General features: G+C 62.0%; 29 protein-coding genes. 2 read left to right on the forward strand and 27 right to left on the reverse strand.

Translation table 11 applies throughout. The features are described 5' to 3' along the window. Positions 1 to 18: 18 nt before the first annotated feature. The 19 genes from CRO22_RS03170 to rplB form a co-directional block, all read right to left on the reverse strand. Complete coding sequence (locus CRO22_RS03170; protein ID WP_097068625.1) at positions 19 to 351, reverse strand: ribonuclease E inhibitor RraB; 333 nt, start codon at positions 349 to 351, stop codon at positions 19 to 21. Between the two features lie 98 nt (positions 352 to 449). Continuing rightward, entirely contained in the window at positions 450 to 641 is a 192-nt protein-coding gene (rpmD, locus tag CRO22_RS03175) for a 50S ribosomal protein L30 (RefSeq protein WP_036634548.1), read from the reverse strand. An 11-nt stretch (positions 642 to 652) separates the two neighbouring features. Further along, complete coding sequence (gene rpsE / locus CRO22_RS03180; protein WP_097068626.1) at positions 653 to 1213, reverse strand: 30S ribosomal protein S5; 561 nt, start codon at positions 1211 to 1213, stop codon at positions 653 to 655. Positions 1214 to 1326: 113 nt separating this feature from the next. Then, the gene (rplR, locus tag CRO22_RS03185) at positions 1327 to 1686 is read right to left on the reverse strand and encodes a 50S ribosomal protein L18 (protein WP_097068627.1); all 360 of its coding nucleotides are present in this window, start codon (positions 1684 to 1686) and stop codon (positions 1327 to 1329) included. 11 nt (positions 1687 to 1697) lie between these two features. Further along, a complete protein-coding gene (gene rplF, locus CRO22_RS03190) occupies positions 1698 to 2231 on the reverse strand; it encodes a 50S ribosomal protein L6 (RefSeq protein ID WP_097068628.1) in 534 nt (177 codons plus the stop codon). Positions 2232 to 2241: 10 nt separating this feature from the next. Beyond that, complete coding sequence (gene rpsH / locus CRO22_RS03195; protein ID WP_097068629.1) at positions 2242 to 2640, reverse strand: 30S ribosomal protein S8; 399 nt, start codon at positions 2638 to 2640, stop codon at positions 2242 to 2244. 12 nt (positions 2641 to 2652) lie between these two features. After that, positions 2653 to 2958, reverse strand: a complete 306-nt coding sequence (rpsN, locus tag CRO22_RS03200) for a 30S ribosomal protein S14 (RefSeq protein WP_097068630.1) — start codon at positions 2956 to 2958, stop codon at positions 2653 to 2655. A 15-nt stretch (positions 2959 to 2973) separates the two neighbouring features. Beyond that, complete coding sequence (rplE, locus tag CRO22_RS03205) at positions 2974 to 3531, reverse strand: 50S ribosomal protein L5 (protein WP_097068631.1); 558 nt, start codon at positions 3529 to 3531, stop codon at positions 2974 to 2976. Continuing rightward, entirely contained in the window at positions 3531 to 3836 is a 306-nt protein-coding gene (gene rplX, locus CRO22_RS03210; protein WP_097068632.1) for a 50S ribosomal protein L24, read from the reverse strand. Before rplX ends, rplE begins: the two co-directional genes overlap by 1 nt. Beyond that, entirely contained in the window at positions 3836 to 4204 is a 369-nt protein-coding gene (gene rplN / locus CRO22_RS03215; protein ID WP_013066055.1) for a 50S ribosomal protein L14, read from the reverse strand. The genes rplX and rplN overlap by 1 nt, the downstream gene beginning before the upstream one ends. A gap of 90 nt (positions 4205 to 4294) precedes the next feature. Continuing rightward, positions 4295 to 4528: a 30S ribosomal protein S17 gene (rpsQ, locus tag CRO22_RS03220; protein ID WP_097068633.1), complete on the reverse strand. Its 234-nt coding sequence runs from the start codon at positions 4526 to 4528 to the stop codon at positions 4295 to 4297. A gap of 11 nt (positions 4529 to 4539) precedes the next feature. After that, positions 4540 to 4740, reverse strand: coding sequence for a 50S ribosomal protein L29 (gene rpmC / locus CRO22_RS03225; RefSeq protein ID WP_097068634.1), 201 nt, complete (start codon positions 4738 to 4740; stop codon positions 4540 to 4542). 132 nt (positions 4741 to 4872) lie between these two features. After that, a complete protein-coding gene (locus tag CRO22_RS03230) occupies positions 4873 to 5595 on the reverse strand; it encodes a hypothetical protein (RefSeq protein WP_141399406.1) in 723 nt (240 codons plus the stop codon). Positions 5596 to 5739: 144 nt separating this feature from the next. Continuing rightward, positions 5740 to 6651 (reverse strand): class I SAM-dependent methyltransferase, encoded by a 912-nt coding sequence (locus CRO22_RS03235; RefSeq protein WP_097068636.1) that lies wholly within the window; start codon positions 6649 to 6651, stop codon positions 5740 to 5742. A 182-nt stretch (positions 6652 to 6833) separates the two neighbouring features. Then, entirely contained in the window at positions 6834 to 7247 is a 414-nt protein-coding gene (gene rplP / locus CRO22_RS03240; RefSeq protein ID WP_097068637.1) for a 50S ribosomal protein L16, read from the reverse strand. 13 nt (positions 7248 to 7260) lie between these two features. Then, a complete protein-coding gene (rpsC, locus tag CRO22_RS03245) occupies positions 7261 to 7977 on the reverse strand; it encodes a 30S ribosomal protein S3 (RefSeq protein WP_097068638.1) in 717 nt (238 codons plus the stop codon). Continuing rightward, positions 7977 to 8357 carry a 50S ribosomal protein L22 gene (gene rplV / locus CRO22_RS03250; RefSeq protein ID WP_097068639.1) on the reverse strand — a complete coding sequence of 127 codons (381 nt, stop codon included), beginning with the start codon at positions 8355 to 8357 and terminating at the stop codon, positions 7977 to 7979. Before rplV ends, rpsC begins: the two co-directional genes overlap by 1 nt. 5 nt (positions 8358 to 8362) lie before the next feature. After that, complete coding sequence (rpsS, locus tag CRO22_RS03255; protein WP_055211973.1) at positions 8363 to 8641, reverse strand: 30S ribosomal protein S19; 279 nt, start codon at positions 8639 to 8641, stop codon at positions 8363 to 8365. Positions 8642 to 8644: 3 nt separating this feature from the next. Beyond that, positions 8645 to 9484 carry a 50S ribosomal protein L2 gene (gene rplB, locus CRO22_RS03260; RefSeq protein WP_097068640.1) on the reverse strand — a complete coding sequence of 280 codons (840 nt, stop codon included), beginning with the start codon at positions 9482 to 9484 and terminating at the stop codon, positions 8645 to 8647. 275 nt (positions 9485 to 9759) lie between these two features. On the opposite strand from rplB, the gene CRO22_RS03265 reads away from it, so the two are divergent. Together CRO22_RS03265 and CRO22_RS03270 are read left to right on the forward strand one after the other, a co-directional pair. Then, a complete protein-coding gene (locus CRO22_RS03265) occupies positions 9760 to 10230 on the forward strand; it encodes a Panacea domain-containing protein (protein ID WP_097068641.1) in 471 nt (156 codons plus the stop codon). Then, on the forward strand, positions 10205 to 10633 hold the full coding sequence (locus CRO22_RS03270) for a hypothetical protein (RefSeq protein WP_097068642.1): 429 nt from the start codon (positions 10205 to 10207) through the stop codon (positions 10631 to 10633). The genes CRO22_RS03265 and CRO22_RS03270 overlap by 26 nt, the downstream gene beginning before the upstream one ends. A gap of 73 nt (positions 10634 to 10706) precedes the next feature. Here CRO22_RS03270 and CRO22_RS03275 read toward each other — a convergent pair whose 3' ends face one another. The 8 genes from CRO22_RS03275 to rpsL all read right to left on the reverse strand — a co-directional run bounded on the left by CRO22_RS03275 (position 10707) and on the right by rpsL (position 17098). Continuing rightward, on the reverse strand, positions 10707 to 11003 hold the full coding sequence (locus tag CRO22_RS03275; RefSeq protein ID WP_097068643.1) for a 50S ribosomal protein L23: 297 nt from the start codon (positions 11001 to 11003) through the stop codon (positions 10707 to 10709). Beyond that, positions 11000 to 11620: a 50S ribosomal protein L4 gene (rplD, locus tag CRO22_RS03280; RefSeq protein ID WP_097068644.1), complete on the reverse strand. Its 621-nt coding sequence runs from the start codon at positions 11618 to 11620 to the stop codon at positions 11000 to 11002. The genes CRO22_RS03275 and rplD overlap by 4 nt, the downstream gene beginning before the upstream one ends. Further along, positions 11617 to 12342 (reverse strand): 50S ribosomal protein L3, encoded by a 726-nt coding sequence (gene rplC / locus CRO22_RS03285; protein WP_097068645.1) that lies wholly within the window; start codon positions 12340 to 12342, stop codon positions 11617 to 11619. Before rplC ends, rplD begins: the two co-directional genes overlap by 4 nt. 11 nt (positions 12343 to 12353) lie before the next feature. After that, complete coding sequence (gene rpsJ, locus CRO22_RS03290; RefSeq protein WP_013066043.1) at positions 12354 to 12662, reverse strand: 30S ribosomal protein S10; 309 nt, start codon at positions 12660 to 12662, stop codon at positions 12354 to 12356. A gap of 209 nt (positions 12663 to 12871) precedes the next feature. After that, positions 12872 to 14047 carry an elongation factor Tu gene (tuf, locus tag CRO22_RS03295; protein WP_097068646.1) on the reverse strand — a complete coding sequence of 392 codons (1176 nt, stop codon included), beginning with the start codon at positions 14045 to 14047 and terminating at the stop codon, positions 12872 to 12874. 60 nt (positions 14048 to 14107) lie between these two features. Continuing rightward, positions 14108 to 16231, reverse strand: a complete 2124-nt coding sequence (fusA, locus tag CRO22_RS03300; protein WP_097068647.1) for an elongation factor G — start codon at positions 16229 to 16231, stop codon at positions 14108 to 14110. 12 nt (positions 16232 to 16243) lie between these two features. After that, positions 16244 to 16714: a 30S ribosomal protein S7 gene (rpsG, locus tag CRO22_RS03305; protein ID WP_097068648.1), complete on the reverse strand. Its 471-nt coding sequence runs from the start codon at positions 16712 to 16714 to the stop codon at positions 16244 to 16246. A 12-nt stretch (positions 16715 to 16726) separates the two neighbouring features. Further along, positions 16727 to 17098, reverse strand: a complete 372-nt coding sequence (gene rpsL, locus CRO22_RS03310) for a 30S ribosomal protein S12 (RefSeq protein ID WP_097068649.1) — start codon at positions 17096 to 17098, stop codon at positions 16727 to 16729. Between the last annotated feature and the right edge of the window lie 185 nt (positions 17099 to 17283).

Genomic DNA, 17283 nt, shown 5'->3' on the forward strand with positions numbered 1-17283 from the left:
GCGCCCTCACATGAATGCTCACGCCCCCATGAACCCCCAACCGTCGGCCGCGAACCCGTGCACGGCGGCGAGAAGCGTCAGCTTTTCCTCTTCGGCCCAGAGCGTCTCCACGTTCAGCGCCACCTCGGGCGTGGTCACCTCAAAGCAGTCTTCGTCCTCGTCATCCTCGGCCTCATACCATTCCACCCCATAGCCCTGCGCCTCCAGCGCCTCGGTGAAGGTGTCCCAATCGGCCGCGCCATCCTCGGGCACGAACTGGAAGGCGATCACCGCGCGCGCGGGCAGATCCTCCATCGACGCGATCTCGCGGAAAATCTGCTCGGTCTCGGCTTTTTGCTGTTTCAGGTCCATCGCGGCCTCCCATGGCGTTCGCGCAATATGCAACGCAGTATCCAACGAAAAACGCCCCGGACCAAGCCGGGGCGTTTCCCTTTTCCAAAAGACCGGGCTCAGCCGCGTTCTTCGATGATCTTCACGAGGTGCGAGACCTTGTTGACCATTCCGCGCACGGCCGGAGTGTCTTCCAGCTCACGGGTGCGGCGGATCTTGTTCAGGCCGAGGCCCTTGAGGGTCGCGGTCTGGATGGCCGGGCGGCGGGCGGCCGAGGCCACCTGTTGCACGACGATGGTTTTGTTCGCCATCTTCACTCTCCTCAGGCTTCGGCCGGCGCTTCAGCGTCGGATTTCGGCAGGATGTCGGCGACCTTCTTGCCGCGACGGGCGGCAACGGTGCGCGGCGAGGCTTCCAGCTTCAGACCGTCGAGGGTCGCGCGGATCATGTTGTAGGGGTTTTGCGAGCCGATCGACTTCGCAACAACGTCCTGCACGCCGAGCATCTCGAACACGGCGCGCATCGGGCCGCCGGCGATGATCCCGGTCCCGGCCGGGGCGGTGCGCATGACCACTTTACCGGCGCCGTGACGGCCCTCGATGTCGTGGTGCAGCGTGCGGCCGTCTTTCAGCGGCACGCGGACGAGCGAGCGCTTCGCCTGCTCGGTCGCCTTACGGATCGCTTCCGGAACTTCCTTGGCCTTGCCCTTGCCGAAGCCGACGCGGCCACGTTGGTCACCAACCACGACGAGCGCGGCAAAACCAAAGCGTTTGCCGCCCTTCACGGTTTTCGACACGCGGTTGATCGCAACCAGACGATCGGCGAATTCCGGGGTCTCTTCGCGCTCGGCGCGACGCTCCCGGCGGTTTTCACGTTCTGCCATCAGGCATTCCTTTCGTGAAGGGCGTGAAAGCACACCCGTTGGGTCCAATCCTGGTGGGCCGCGCCAGGCACGGCCCCCGGATCATCGGGAGGGCGCGAACGCCCCCCACGGCATCAGAACTTCAGACCGCCTTCGCGGGCCGCATCGGCAAGCGCCTTGATCTTGCCGTGGAACAGGAAGCCGCCACGGTCGAAGAAGCACTCTTCCACACCGGCTTTCTTGGCCCGTTCGGCGATCGCCGCACCGATCTTGGTCGCGGCTTCGACGTTGTTCTTGCCGACGACGCCGAATTCTTTTTCGAGCGTCGAGGCCGAAGCGATGGTCACGCCGTTGACGTCGTCGATCAGCTGAACGCTGATGTTCTTCGACGAGCGATGCACCGACAGACGGGCGCGGCCATTGGCCATCGCCTTGATTTTGTTCCGAACGCGCAGGCGGCGTTTGAGGAACAGCTCTCGTTTGTTGTTCGCCATTTCTCAGCCCCTTACTTCTTCTTGCCTTCCTTGCGGAAGATGAACTCGCCCTTGTAGCGGATCCCTTTGCCCTTGTAGGGCTCGGGGCGGCGCCACTCACGAATGTTCGCCGCGACTTGCCCGACCTGTTGCTGGTCGATGCCTTCCACGGTGATCTCGGTCTGTTTCGGGCACGCGACGGTCACACCGGCGGGAACTTCGAAATTGACCTCGTGCGAATAGCCGAGCGAGAGCTTCAGGATGTTGCCCTGCACCGCGGCGCGGTAACCCACGCCTTGGATTTCGAGCTCTTTCTTGAAGCCGGTGGAGACGCCGATGGCGAGGTTCTCGATCATCGAGCGGGTCATGCCCCACTGCTGACGGGCGCGCTTGGAGGTGCCGCGCGGCGTCACGGTGACGGCGGAACCGTCCATCGTGATCGTCACGTCGTCGGTGGCGGTGAAGCTGCGGGTGCCTTTCGGCCCTTTCACCTCAATGGTCTGGCCCGCAAGCGTCGCGCTGACGCCGTTGGGCATTTCGACCGGTTTCTTACCAATACGAGACATCGGGCCCTCCTTAGAACACGGTGCAGAGCACTTCACCGCCAACGTTGGCAGTGCGTGCGGCCGCGTCCGTCATGACGCCTTTCGGCGTGGAGACGATCGACACACCCAGGCCCTGACGGACCGAGGGGATGTCTTTGACCGAAGCATAAACCCGGCGGCCCGGCTTGGAGACGCGCGCGATTTCGCGGATCACCGGGGTGCCTTCGAAGTACTTCAGCGAGATCTCGAGTTCCGGCATGCCGGCCGCCGAGGTCGTTTTCTCATAGCCACGGATGTAGCCTTCCGCCGCGAGCACGTCGAGAACCCAGGCGCGAAGCTTCGAAGCCGGGGTACGGACGGTGGACTTGCCGCGCATCTGCGCGTTGCGGATGCGGGTCAGCATATCGCCGAGGGGATCGTTCACGGACATTCCCTGACCTCCTTACCAGCTCGATTTCACCATGCCGGGGATCTGGCCGAAAGAGGCCAGGTCGCGCAGCATGATCCGCGAGAGTTTGAGCTTACGGTAGTAAGCATGGGGACGACCGGTGAGCTGGCAACGGTTGTGCAGACGCACGGCCGACGAGTTGCGGGGCAGTTCCGCCAGTTTCAGGGTCGCCTTGAAGCGCTCTTCCATCGGCAGGGTCTGGTCTTCGATCGTCGCTTTCAGCGAGGCGCGTTTGCTGGCGTATTTCTTCACCAGCTTGGCGCGCTTCACTTCGCGCTCAACCATGGATTTCTTGGCCATAAATTCTCTCCGCGATCAGGCGTTGAAAGGCATGTTGAAAGCTTTCAACAGCGCCTTCGCTTCTGCATCGACCGTGGTCGAGGTGCAGATGATGATGTCCATGCCGAGAACCTCGTCGACTTTGTCGAAGTCGATCTCCGGGAACACGATGTGCTCCTTGAGACCCATCGCAAAGTTGCCACGGCCGTCGAAGCTGGGCTTCACACCGCGGAAGTCGCGCACGCGCGGCATCGCGATGTTGATCAGGCGATCGAGGAATTCGTACATGCGGTCGCCGCGGAGGGTGACCTTGCAGCCAAGCGGCATCTCTTCACGGACGCGGAAGCCGGCGATCGACTTCTTGGCCTTGGTGATGACAGCCTTCTGACCGGCGATGAGCGAGAGCTCCTCGGCGGCTTGCTTGACCTTCTTGGTGTCTTTGACGGCTTCACCGACGCCCATGTTGAGAACGATTTTCTCGAGCTTCGGGATCTGCATGTCGTTCTTGTAGGCGAACTGCTCTTTCATCGCAGCGCGGATCGACGAAGCGTAAAGCGCTTTCAGACGCGGGGTGTAGCTGGCTTGGTCGAGCATCAGATCGCCTCCCCGGTGGTCTTGGCGTAGCGCACCTTCTTGCCCTCTTCAAAGCGGAAGCCGACGCGGGTCGCCTTGCCGTTCGCGTCGACGAGCGCGAGGTTCGAAAGGTCGATCGGCATCGCCTTGGCGACGCGGCCGCCTTGCGCAGTCGCGGTCTGGCGCTGGTGGCGGATCGCCACGTTCAGCCCGTCGACCACGGCCTTGTTGTCCTTGGGCGAGACGGCGGTGATTTCACCTTGCTTGCCCTTGTCCTTGCCGGTGAGCACGACGACCTTGTCGCCTTTGCGGAGTTTCGCAGCCATCACAGCACCTCCGGCGCAAGCGAGATGATCTTCATGAAGTTCTTCGCGCGCAGCTCACGAACGACCGGCCCGAAGATACGGGTGCCGACCGGTTCGCCCTGGTTGTTCAGGATGACGGCGGCGTTGCGGTCGAAGCGGATGGCGGTGCCATCTTCGCGACGGACTTCCTTGGCGGTGCGCACTACAACGGCTTTACGCACGTCGCCCTTCTTCACGCGGCCTTTCGGAATCGCTTCCTTGACCGACACCACGATGATGTCGCCCACGGATGCGTAGCGGCGGTGCGAACCGCCCAGAACCTTGATGCACTGAACTCGGCGCGCGCCGGAGTTGTCAGCGACATCCAGATTGGTCTGCATCTGGATCATATTGTTACTCCCGACCTTTGGGAACGCCTATGCAGGTAGCCGTCCCAGGGTTTCGATGAACTGGACGTTCATCGCCGGGCCTGATGAAAATCAGGCCTCGACGACAACCTGCCAGCGCTTCGTTTTCGAGATCGGCGCGCATTCCTCGATGCGGACAACGTCACCGGTCTTGAAAGTGTTTTGCGCGTCATGCGCACGATATTTCTTCGATTTCCGCACCGTTTTTTGCAGCAGCGGATGCTTGAAGCGGCGCTCCACGAGAACGGTCACGGTCTGATCGTTCTTGTCCGAGGTCACGACGCCTTGGAGGATACGTTTGGGCATCGAAAGTCTCCTTACTTCGCAGCTTCGGCAGCTTTTTGGGTCAGCACCGTCTTCACGCGGGCCACGTCACGACGGACGGCACGCATGCGGGCGGTGTTTTCCAGCTGGTTGGTGGCCGCCTGGAAGCGGAGGTTGAAGGCTTCTTTCTTCAGCGCAACAAGCGCGTCACGAAGCTCGTCAGGCGTCTTCGCCTTGAGTTCTTGGGCGTTCATCCCATGGTTCCTTTACTGGCACCAGAGGGCCCCGCTTGGGTGCGCGATCGCACGCTTGGGGTGACCCTGTGTCTGGTGGGTTATGTCGCCCACGGCCGATTCCCGAAGGGACCGGCGCGCGGATGCCGCTGCCTACAGGAATTCCCCCCCGGGGGCAAGCCTTGAATCCGGCCTGACGCCGCGCGAGAACAGCGCACAAAGCGGCGCAATGGCACGGAAATCGCGGTGATGGCTCAACCAGCGCCAGGTGAGCGGGCGCAACAGGGCCCAGACCGGGCGCAGGTGCCGCATCTTGCGCTCGGCGCGCGCCCAGATCCCGCGGCTGTCAGCGGCGCGATAGGCATCGCGCGCGGCCAACACCGTTTCGTCGAGTCGTCCCGTCGCGATGCAGATATCGAAAAAGAAGATCAGCAGATCCCAGACATGGCCCGAGGGGTTGTTGTGATCGGGGCGATATTTCTCGAGATCGATGAAAGTGATCGTGCCGTCCTGATAACAGATGTCGCGCAGGCTCGGCCGGCCGTGGCTGTAGCCCGCCCGGTGCAGCCGCGCGAGCGCCTCCGCCGCAGCCACGATGGCCGCCTGGCCGGGGACCGAATGCGCGCCTTCGCGCAGGATGATCGCCTTCACGCTCGGCCCGGCATCAGCGAGCACAAATTCCCCGGGACGCGAGTCGAGCAGGCGCGGAAACGGCAGATGCTTGCCCTGAAGGCTCAGATAGGCCTGCCGCTCGGCCTCGAAGAGCTGGCGCGGATCGCCCTTTTGCAGCCTGAGCCGCAGCCCCACATCCTCGACTCGCTTGCGCCAGCCCGGCTGCCCGGACACGATTGTCCGTTCGATACGTATTGTAGCCACGCGCGCCCCTTTCCTCAACCAAGCGGAGAACATGCCGAAATGAACGTCACGGTTCAATGACCCAAACGTCACAAAACTGTCATTTCCGCCATGCGTCAGACGCAATACTTTGGCAATACTATGGATTTTTGCAGACCCAGGTGTTCAGGCCAGAGACATCAACTTGAACACCGCCAGCCGGTTGCGTTTGATCCCGGCATGGATGCACTGGAACCCGTTCGCGCGATAGCTGCGCATCTGGCTCTGGAACAGCCGATAGGGCGCCATGTAGCTTTCCTCCTCAAGCAGATGCGCCTGCACCGGATTGATGATCAGCAGCACCGACTGCCGCGCAAGCCGGGTGAACTCGTCAATGATCGCCATCCAGTCCTTCGGATGGCAATAATGCTCGATCGCATCGAAGCAGAGCACCGTGTCAAAACTCTTGTCTTCGAACGGATAAGGCAAATGTCCAGCATCGAAGAGCCGCACATCGAGCCCCTGGCTCTCGATAAAGGGTTGATAAGGCCAGTCGGTTATCATGCCATCGCAGGCATTGAGGGGGGGATCGCTCTCGTGCCCGCGCAGATCCTCTCCGTTCACGGTGCGAAACCGGCTGTCGACCCCGTCCTGCCAACCGAGGAAATTGGCGTAGTCATTGCCAACCGCGCGATGGCCGAAATGGCGCAGAACCTCGAGCGTGGCGCCATGCGCGCTCGACATCTCGAGGACGTCGCGCGGCGGGCCACCCGTCACCATCAACTCGGGCATATGCTCCAGCAGATGTGCCCAGGAACGACGAATATTCTTAAACCGCATCACATATTTGCGTTGCACCATCTGGCTCACGCGCGCGAGCGCCTCCGGGCTGAGCGCGTAGGGCGTGGCAAACGCCTCGGACGGAATCGCGTCGAAAGCAGCGATCACCCGGTCCACGCTGAGCGGGTCGACGCTGAAGTCGCGCTCGAATTCCGCCCGCAGCTTGCGCATCTGCGCAACATAGCCCGGATACCCAAGCCGGTGCCCGGTGGGAAATCTCTGTTCCCGGTCGACAAGTTCTGCATGAGTTGCACGCATCTGGGAGCGTTCTCCTGATTTCCGATCGACGCGGACCTCGCCGCGGGAAGATCGGCGCCTATCGACGCAAGCTTACCCCGATTGTCGAAGCTGTCAAAATGCCCTCCCGGCGAACGGCCCAGGCAACGAAACACCCCCGCCGGATAACCGGCGGGGGTGCGAGATCCGAAAAGGATCAGATCTTACCAGTCTTCGCGTGCGACGATGCGGGTCAGCACCGGCAGCTTGTTCGCGCCAAGGCGCAGCGCTTCGCGGGCAATGGTTTCGGACACGCCGTCGATCTCGAACATGATGCGGCCCGGTTTGACCTTGCACGCCCAGTAATCGACAGAGCCTTTCCCTTTACCCATCCGCACTTCGGTCGGTTTCGACGACACCGGCACATCGGGGAACACGCGGATCCAGACCCGGCCCTGACGCTTCATGTGGCGGGTGATCGCGCGGCGCGCCGCTTCGATCTGACGCGCCGTGACCCGCTCCGGTTCGGTCGCCTTGAGGGCGAAGGAGCCGAAGTTCAGGTTGAAGCCGCCCTTGGCCTCGCCGTGGATGCGGCCCTTGTGCTGTTTGCGGAATTTCGTCCGTTTCGGTTGCAGCATCTCAAGTCACTCCTCAGCGAGCGTCGCGGTCGCGACGCGGACCGCGCGGCGCCGGGCCATCCTGGGCTTCGGCAGCTTTGCGGTCACGGGCTTGCGGATCATGTTCCATGATCTCGCCTTTGAAGATCCAGACCTTCACACCGATGATCCCGTAGGGGGTCATGGCTTCGTCCAGCGCGTAATCGATGTCGGCACGCAGGGTGTGCAGCGGCACGCGGCCTTCACGGTACCATTCGGTCCGGGCGATCTCGGCACCACCAAGGCGGCCCGAAACGTTGACCCGGATGCCAAGGGCACCCATGCGCATCGCGTTCTGAACCGAACGTTTCATCGCACGGCGGAACGAGACCCGGCGTTCGAGCTGCTGGCAGATCGACTCGGCCACCAGTTGCGCGTCGAGCTCGGGCTTGCGCACTTCAACGATGTTGAGATGCAGCTCCGAAGCGGTGAAGTTCGCCAGCTTCTTGCGCAGGGTCTCGATATCGGCGCCTTTTTTGCCGATGATGACACCCGGACGCGCAGCGTGGATCGTGACGCGGCACTTTTTGTGCGGACGCTCGATGATCACGCGGGCGATGCCGGCTTGCTTGGCTTCCTTGTGGATGAACTCGCGCATGCGCAGGTCTTCCAGAAGCAGGTTGCCGTAGTCTTTCGACTCAGCGAACCAGCGGCTGTCCCAGGTGCGGTTGACCTGGAGACGCATCCCGATGGGGTTGACCTTCTGACCCATTACGCGCGCTCCTCGACCTGACGCACCTTGATGGTGATTTCCGAAAACGGCTTCATGATCTTGCCGAACCGGCCACGCGCCCGCGGACGGCCACGTTTCATCACGAGGTTCTTGCCGACGAAGGCTTCCGCGACGATCAGGGTGTCGACGTCGAGGCCGTGGTTGTTCTCGGCGTTGGCAATCGCCGATTGCAGGCATTTGCGCACGTCTTCGGCGATCCGCTTTTTCGAGAAGGTCAGATCGGCGAGCGCCTTGTCGACCTTCTTGCCACGGATCAGCGCGGCCACGAGGTTGAGCTTCTGCGGCGAGGTGCGAAGCATCTTCGCTTTCGCGAAGGCTTCGTTGTCCGCCACGCGGCGCGGATTTTGTTCCTTACCCATGGCGATTACTTCCTCTTCGCTTTCTTGTCGGCGGCGTGACCGTAATAGGTCCGGGTCGGCGAATATTCACCGAACTTCTGGCCGATCATCTCCTCGGTGACGTTCACCGGGATATGTTTCTGGCCATTGTAGACGCCAAAGGTGAGGCCGACGAATTGCGGCAGGATGGTGGAGCGACGCGACCAGATCTTGATGACGTCGGATTTGCCCGAAGCGCGCGCCTTTTCTGCCTTTTTCAGCAGATAGGCATCGACGAAGGGGCCTTTCCAGAGAGAACGTGCCATAGGTTAGCGACCCTTCTTCTTGGCGTGACGCGACCGCAGGATGTACTTGTCGGTCTGCTTGTTCGAACGGGTGCGCTTGCCCTTGGTGTCCTTGCCCCAGGGGGTAACCGGGGTCCGGCCACCGGAGGTCCGGCCTTCACCACCGCCATGCGGGTGGTCGATCGGGTTCATCGCAACACCGCGAACGGTCGGACGCACGCCCATGTGGCGCTTGCGGCCGGCCTTGCCGAGGTTCTGGTTCGAATGGTCAGCGTTCGACACGGCACCGATGGTCGCCATGCATTCCTGACGCACGAGACGCAGCTCGCCCGAGGAGAGACGCAGCTGGGCATAGCCCCCGTCACGGCCGACGAACTGGGCATAGGTGCCCGCGGCGCGCGCGATCTGGCCACCCTTGCCGGGTTTCAGCTCGACATTGTGCACGATCGTGCCGATCGGCATGCCCGAGAACGGCATCGCGTTGCCGGGCTTGATGTCCTGTTTCGCACCGGCGATCACGGTATCGCCCACGGCGAGACGTTGCGGCGCGAGAATGTAGGCCAGTTCACCGTCGTTGTATTTGATCAGCGCGATGAAGGCGGTGCGGTTCGGGTCATATTCGATCCGCTCGACCGTGGCCGGAACGTCGAACTTGCGACGTTTGAAATCGACGATGCGGTAAAGGCGTTTCGCCCCGCCGCCCTTGTGCCACATGGTGACGCGTCCGGTGTTGTTCCGGCCGCCCGTCTTGGTCAGACCCTCGGTGAGGGCTTTGACGGGACGACCTTTCCAAAGCTCCGAACGGTCGATCAGAACCAGCCCGCGCTGGCCAGGCGTCGTCGGCTTATACGACTTGAGTGCCATGCTCTCTGTCTTCCGTTGCTTTGGACCATAGGTCCGTTACGTATGGGGCGCCGTAGCTCCCCGAGTGCAAAAATCACTGACCCCGGACGAATCCGGGGCCGAGCGACTGGCGGGGCATAGCAGGGTTGGGGAGAGGTGTCTATAGGCGACACACTACCTCGCACGGGCGGCTCAATTGTTCTTTGGATTTTTACACCCATATGTAATGCTGAAATCGGTAGCGCGACGAGCGACTTTGTGGTAGCCGCCCCCGCGACCCGGGAAAGGAGGATCTGATGCACGACGCTCGAGCGATCGCCAATGAGTTCCTCAAGCTCAACGGCGGCTCCATGAACCAGATGAAGCTCCAGAAGCTCGTCTACATGGCGCATGGCTGGAACCTTGCAATCCGCAATGAACCGCTTGTTTCGGGTCGGTTTGAAGCGTGGGATGGTGGGCCCGTGATGCGCTCCATCTGGAACCACATTCGTGACTTCGGCTTTTCAACGGTGAATGGCCTGCTGGGGCGCAGTGTGGACAAGCCTTTCGAGGAGTCGCTGACCCCGGAGGAGCGCGGCATCATTGAGCATGTCTGGAACAAGTATGGTGGGTTCACCGGGCTTCAGCTTTCGCAAATGACGCACCAGCCCGGGACGCCTTGGACAAATACCTACTTTGGAGAGGGCCGCAACCAACCCCTCTCTAACGACGACATCAAGCAGCATTTTACGGAGCTGGCGCTTGCCGGACGTCGAGCCACGGCCTGATCAGGCCCCAACGCTTGAGGATATTGATACTGCGCCGGAGGTGATCCCGCCCACTAGCGCAGATGTTCCCGTTTCCACAAGAGAATACGCGGAGAAGTTGGCCGAAGTTTCGGAACGCGCGGAGCGGCTGAACGAACAAACGGAGCGGCTGAAAGAGCAAGTCAAAGCGGAAACCACCAGAACACTCAACGACCTGATCAAGCCTTCGGCGGCGAAGGCTTTTCGTTTCATGTGGGCCTATTGCGCCGCCGTATTTCTTTTACTCCTCCTTCACGGGTTCAAGGCGTTCGGCTTCTCCTTGCCAGATGACGTCTTGGCCTTCCTCGTCGGCAGCACCGCAACGACAGTCTTAGGCTTGGTCGGGATGGTACTGACGGGGATATTTATCGGGGCCCGCAAGTAACCAAAGTTCCCCCCGGCAGAACAAAAAAGGCCCCCGCTCGCGCGAGGGCCTTTCTTGTCTCTTCAAACCGAGCTCAGAGGCCGGTCGAGACGTCGATGGTGTTGCCGTCTTCGAGCGTCACATAGGCTTTCTTCACGTCCGAGCGCACGCCGGGGCGGCCGCGGAAGCGTTTGGTTTTGCCCTTGGTGATGGTGGTGTTCACCGCCTTCACCTTGACGCCGAAAAGCGCTTCCACGGCTTCCTTGATCAGCGGTTTGGTCGCCGTCTTGGTCACCTGGAAGACCACCGCACCAGCCTCGGAGGCCATGGTGGCCTTCTCGGTGATGACGGGCTTCACGATCACGTCGTAATGTTCGGGTTTCGCACTCATTTCAGGCGAGCCTCCAGAGCTTCGACACCCGCTTTCGTGAGCACGAGCGTGTCACGTTTGAGGATGTCATAGACGTTGGCGCCCATCGACGGCAGCACATCGATGCCTTCGATGTTGCGCGCGGCAAGCGCGAAGTTCTCGTTCACCGCGGCGCCGTCGATCACCAGGACCTTTTTCCAGCCCAGTTCCTTGGCCGCCTTGGCGAGCATCGCGGTTTTCGCTTCAGCCATGTCGGCCGCCTCGATCACCACGATATTGCCGGCTTTCGCCTTGGCCGAGAGCGCATGACGCAGGCCAAGCGCACGGAACTTCTTGGTCAGGTCATGGGCGTGCGAGCGCGGGGTCGGGCCCTTGTAGACACCACCGTGACGGAAGATCGGCGCCTTCTTGGACCCGTGACGCGCGCCACCGGTGCCTTTTTGGCGGTAGATCTTCTTGGTCGAGTAGCTCACGTCCGACTTGCCAAGCACCGAATGGGTGCCGGCCTGCGCCTTCGCGCGCTGCCAGCGCACGACGCGGTGCAGGATGTCGGCGCGCGGCTCAAGGCCGAACAGCGCCTCGTCGAGCTCGATCGAGCCGGCTTTCGCGCCGTCAAGCTTGATCACATCGAGTTTCATGCTTCACCCCCTTCGACCGAGACTTCTTCGGCCGGAGCGGCAGCAGCCGCCGATTTCAGCGCGGCGGGCAGCGGCAGATCGGCCGGGGCCGGTTTCTTCACCGCATCCTTGATCGTGACCCAGCCGCCCTTGGCGCCCGGAACCGAGCCCTTGACCATGATCAGGCCACGGTCGGCATCGGTGCGGACCACTTGCAGGTTCTGCGTGGTGACACGCACGGCCCCAAGATGGCCAGCCATCTTCTTGCCCTTGAACACCTTACCCGGGTCTTGGCACTGGCCGGTCGAGCCGTGCGAACGGTGCGAGATCGAGACACCGTGCGAGGCGCGCAGACCACCGAAGTTGTGACGCTTCATGGCACCGGCAAAGCCTTTACCGATCGAGGTGCCGGCGATGTCGACATGCTGGCCGGCAAGGTAATGCTCGGCCGAGATCTCGGCGCCCACGTCGATCAGGTTTTCAGGCGACACACGGAATTCGGCCAGCTTGCGCTTCGGCGCCACATTCGCTTTCGCGAAGTGACCGCGCATCGCACCCGAAACACGCTTGGCTTTCGCCTCGCCCGCACCGAGTTGCACCGCGGTATAGCCGTCGGTTTCCACGGTGCGCTGCGCGACAACTTGCAGGTTGTCGAGTTGCAGCACCGTCACCGGAACTTGCTTGCCGTCTTCGAGGAACAGCCGGGTCATGCCCAGCTTCTTGGCGATAACACCAGAACGCATGTGCCCGCTCCTCAGACTTTGATCTCGACGTCCACGCCAGCCGCGAGGTCGAGCTTCATCAGCGCGTCCACGGTTTGCGGGGTCGGATCGACGATGTCGAGAAGACGCTTGTGCGTGCGGATTTCCCACTGGTCGCGCGACTTCTTGTCGATGTGCGGACCACGGAGAACCGTGAATTTCTCGATTTTGTTGGGCAGCGGGATCGGCCCGCGGACCTGTGCACCCGTACGCTTCGCGGTGTTGACGATTTCCTGGGTGCTGGCATCCAGCACGCGGTAATCGAACGCCTTGAGCCGGATGCGAATGTTTTGACCAGACATGCAGTCTTCCCTTTTCGCAGGGCTTCTGAGTTGAGAGGCAGACCCCGCCGCATGCGACGCCTGCATCGAACCGTAATCTTGGCAGATCAGGCCGGTGCCCTACGGGAGCCCCCCGAGTCTGTCAAGAGCAAAAGGAGCGTCTTGCGACGCTCCTTCCAATTTCGTGTCGCATGCGTCCGGCGGGTCGCCCCGCCAGCGCAAAACCCTGATTATTTCAGGATTTTGGAGACGACGCCTGCGCCGACGGTGCGGCCGCCTTCACGGATGGCGAAGCGCAGTTTTTCTTCCATCGCGATCGGGGCGATCAGTTCGACCTCGAACTTCAGGTTGTCGCCCGGCATCACCATCTCGGTGCCTTCCGGCAGCTTCACCGTGCCCGTCACGTCGGTCGTGCGGAAGTAGAACTGCGGACGGTAGTTCGCGAAGAACGGCGTGTGACGGCCGCCTTCTTCCTTCGTCAGAATGTAGGCCTCGGCTTCGAACACCGTGTGCGGCGTCACCGAACCCGGCTTCGCCAGAACCTGACCGCGTTCCACGCCGTCCCGGTCCACACCGCGCAGCAGCGCGCCGATGTTGTCGCCCGCCTCGCCGCGGTCGAGCAGCTTGCGGAACATTTCAACGCCGGTGCAGGTCGTTTTCTTGGTCGGGCGGATGCCGACGATTTCAAGTTCGTCGCCCACGTTGATCACACCGCGTTCCACACGGCCCGTCACCACGGTGCCACGGCCAGAGATCGAGAACACGTCTTCGATCGGCATCAGGAACGGCTGATCCACGGCACGCGCCGGGGTCGGGATGTATTCGTCCACCGCTTTCATCAGCGCATGGATCGAATCTTCGCCGATCTCTTTCGATTCCCCCAGCATCGCCTGGTGCGCCGAGCCCTTGATGATCGGAATGTCGTCGCCGGGGTATTCGTACGACGAGAGCAGTTCGCGGACTTCCATTTCCACGAGCTCCAGCAGCTCTTCGTCATCCACGAGGTCGACCTTGTTCATGTAGACGACCATGTAGGGAATGCCCACCTGACGGCCGAGCAGGATGTGCTCGCGCGTCTGCGGCATCGGGCCGTCCGACGAGGCCACCACGAGGATCGCGCCATCCATCTGCGCCGCACCCGTGATCATGTTCTTCACATAGTCGGCGTGGCCGGGGCAGTCGACGTGCGCATAGTGGCGCGCAGCCGTCTCGTATTCCACGTGGGCCGTCGAGATCGTGATCCCGCGCGCACGCTCTTCCGGCGCACCGTCGATCTGGTCATAGGCCTTGAATTCGCCGTAGTATTTCGTGATCGCAGCCGTCAGCGTCGTCTTGCCGTGGTCAACGTGGCCGATCGTGCCGATGTTGACGTGCGGTTTGTTCCGTTCAAACTTTGCCTTTGCCATGATGGCCTCCTGGTCGTTGATCCTGCGCGGAAGGGGCCCGGATCACCGGGCCCCGTCGCATCAGGCGTATTTCTTCTGGATTTCGTCCGAGATGTTCTGCGGCACGGCGTCATAATGATCGAAGATCATCGTGAAGACGGCGCGGCCCGAGGACATCGAGCGCAGCGTGTTGATGTAGCCGAACATGTTCGCCAGCGGCACCATCGCGTTGATCACGTTGGCATTGCCGCGGGTGTCTTGCCCCTGCACCATGCCGCGACGCGAGGTGAGGTCGCCGATGATGCCGCCGGTATATTCTTCCGGGGTCACCACTTCGACTTTCATGATCGGCTCGAGCAGCTTCGCACCGGCCTTTTTGAGGCCTTCACGCATGGCGGCGCGCGAGGCGATCTCGAAGGCCAGAACCGAGGAGTCGACGTCGTGGAAGGCACCGTCGATCAGCGCCACCTTGAAGTCGATCACCGGGAAGCCCGCGAGCGGACCGGAGTCCATCACCGACTTGATGCCCTTTTCGACGCCGGGGATGTATTCCTTCGGCACCGCACCACCCACGATGCGGCTTTCGAACGAATAGCCCTCGCCCGGTTCGGTCGGATCGATCACGAGTTTCACGCGCGCGAACTGGCCGGTACCACCGGTTTGTTTCTTGTGCGTGTAATCGATTTCGGCCGAGCGCGAGATGGTTTCGCGGTAGGCCACCTGCGGCGCACCGATGTTGGCCTCGACCTTGAACTCGCGCTTCATCCGGTCAACGAGAATGTCGAGGTGAAGTTCGCCCATCCCCTTCATGATCGTCTGGCCCGATTCGAAGTTGGTCTCGACGCGGAACGACGGGTCTTCGGCAGCCAGGCGCGCGAGGGCGAGGCCCATCTTCTCCTGGTCGGCTTTCGACTTCGGTTCCACGGCGATCTCGATCACCGGCTCGGGGAAGGTCATGGTTTCGAGAACCACCGGTTTGGACGGATCACAGAGCGTGTCGCCCGTGGTGGTTTCCTTCAGACCCGCGAGCGCGATGATGTCGCCGGCAAACGCCTCTTCGATCTCCTCGCGGTTGATCGAGTGCATCATCATCATCCGGCCGACGCGTTCGCGCTTGCCCTTCGTCGAGTTCAGCATCTGGTCACCCTTCTTGAGGGTGCCCGAATAGATCCGGGTGAAGGTCAGCGAGCCCACGAAGGGGTCGTTCATGATCTTGAACGCGAGGCCCGAGAAGGGCTCCTCGTCCGAGGCATGACGCTCGAGGTTGCGGGTTTCCGTTTCGTCGCCCGGGGCGAAGCCGACATAGGCCGGCACGTCGAGCGGGCCCGGCAGGAAGTCGATCACCGCGTTCAGGAGGGGCTGCACGCCCTTGTTCTTGAACGCCGAGCCGGCGAGCACCGGGAAGAAGGCCATCGCCAGCGTGCCCTTGCGGATCAGGCCACGCAGCGTGTCTTCGTCGGGCTCATTGCCTTCGAGATAGGCTTCCATCGCCACGTCGTCCATTTCGACGGCGAGTTCGATCATATTGGCACGCCAGGTGTCGGCGAGATCCTTCAGGTCGTCCCGGACCGGTTGACGGACCCAGCTCGCGCCGAGGTCTTCGCCCTTCCAGACCCATTCTTCCATCTTGATCAGGTCGATGATGCCTTCGAGCTGGTCTTCGGCCCCGATCGGAAGCGCCACCGGGCAAGGGGTGCCGCCGGTGCGGTCCTTGATCATGTCGACGCATTTGAAGTAGTCGGCGCCGATCTTGTCCATCTTGTTGACGAAGACGATCCGCGGAACCTTGTAGCGGTCGGCCTGACGCCACACCGTCTCGGTTTGCGGCTCCACACCGGCGTTGGCGTCAAGAAGGCAAACCGCACCGTCGAGCACCGCGAGCGAGCGTTCGACTTCGATCGTGAAGTCGACGTGGCCGGGGGTGTCAATGATGTTGAAACGGAACTTCGTGTCCGAAGTGCCTTCCTTGGTCGGGTCTTCCTGACGCTGCCAGAAGGTGGTGGTCGCAGCCGAGGTGATGGTGATCCCCCGCTCCTGCTCCTGCTCCATCCAGTCCATCGTCGCGGCGCCGTCATGCACCTCGCCGATTTTGTGCGACTTGCCGGTGTAGTAGAGGATCCGTTCGGTCGTGGTGGTCTTGCCGGCATCGATGTGAGCCATGATGCCGAAGTTGCGGTAGCGCTGGAGCGGATATTCGCGTGCCATGAGTTCGATCCCTTACCAACGGTAATGGCTGAACGCTTTGTTCGCGTCGGCCATCTTGTGGGTGTCTTCGCGCTTCTTGACCGCGGAGCCGCGCGAGTTCATGGCGTCGAGCAGCTCGCCCGCGAGGCGCTCTTCCATGGTGTTCTCGTTGCGGTTTTTCGCGGCGGTGATGAGCCAGCGGATCGCCAGCGCCTCACGGCGGGTCGGACGCACTTCGACCGGCACCTGATAGGTGGCACCGCCAACGCGACGCGAGCGCACTTCGACGGCGGGCTTCACGTTGTCGAGCGCTTCGTGGAACACTTCCACGGGCGCACGCTTGGCGCGGACTTCGATCCGCTCGAGCGCATTGTAGACGATGCGTTCGGCAACCGATTTTTTGCCGTCGATCATCAGGTTGTTCATGAATTTGGTCAGCACCCGGTCGCCATATTTGGCGTCGGGCAGCACTTCGCGCTTTTCAGCGGCGTGACGACGAGACATCTGAGGATCTCCTTACTTCGGACGCTTCGCGCCGTATTTCGAACGGCGTTGACGACGGTCTTTGACGCCTTGGGTGTCGAGCACACCGCGCAGGATGTGGTAACGGACACCCGGAAGGTCTTTCACCCGGCCGCCACGGATGAGCACAACGGAGTGCTCTTGCAGGTTGTGCTTTTCGCCCGGGATGTAGGAGATGACCTCGAAGCCATTCGTCAGGCGGACCTTGGCCACCTTACGCATAGCGGAGTTCGGTTTCTTCGGAGTGGTGGTGTACACGCGCGTGCACACGCCCCGCTTTTGCGGGCATTCCTGGAGGTGCTGCGATTTGCTGCGCTGCACCTTGGGCTGCCGCGGTTTGCGGATCAGCTGCTGGATCGTCGGCATTCGGTTCCCCGTTCTGCTTGTCAATACTCGCATCCACTCGGGATGCGCCGCTTCTCGACGGCGTTCCGTGCCCATCACGAAACACCAAATCCGCCCGCCCTTCCGGGGAAGGTCGAACGGCCGTCATCCAGAGGATCGAGGCTATGGGGCCCCAAGCCGCCCCCCGAACGGATTCGGGGCGTGGC

It is taken from the genome of Rhodobacter maris (assembly GCF_900217815.1).
GTDB classification, from domain to species: Bacteria; Pseudomonadota; Alphaproteobacteria; order Rhodobacterales; family Rhodobacteraceae; genus Rhodobacter; species Rhodobacter maris.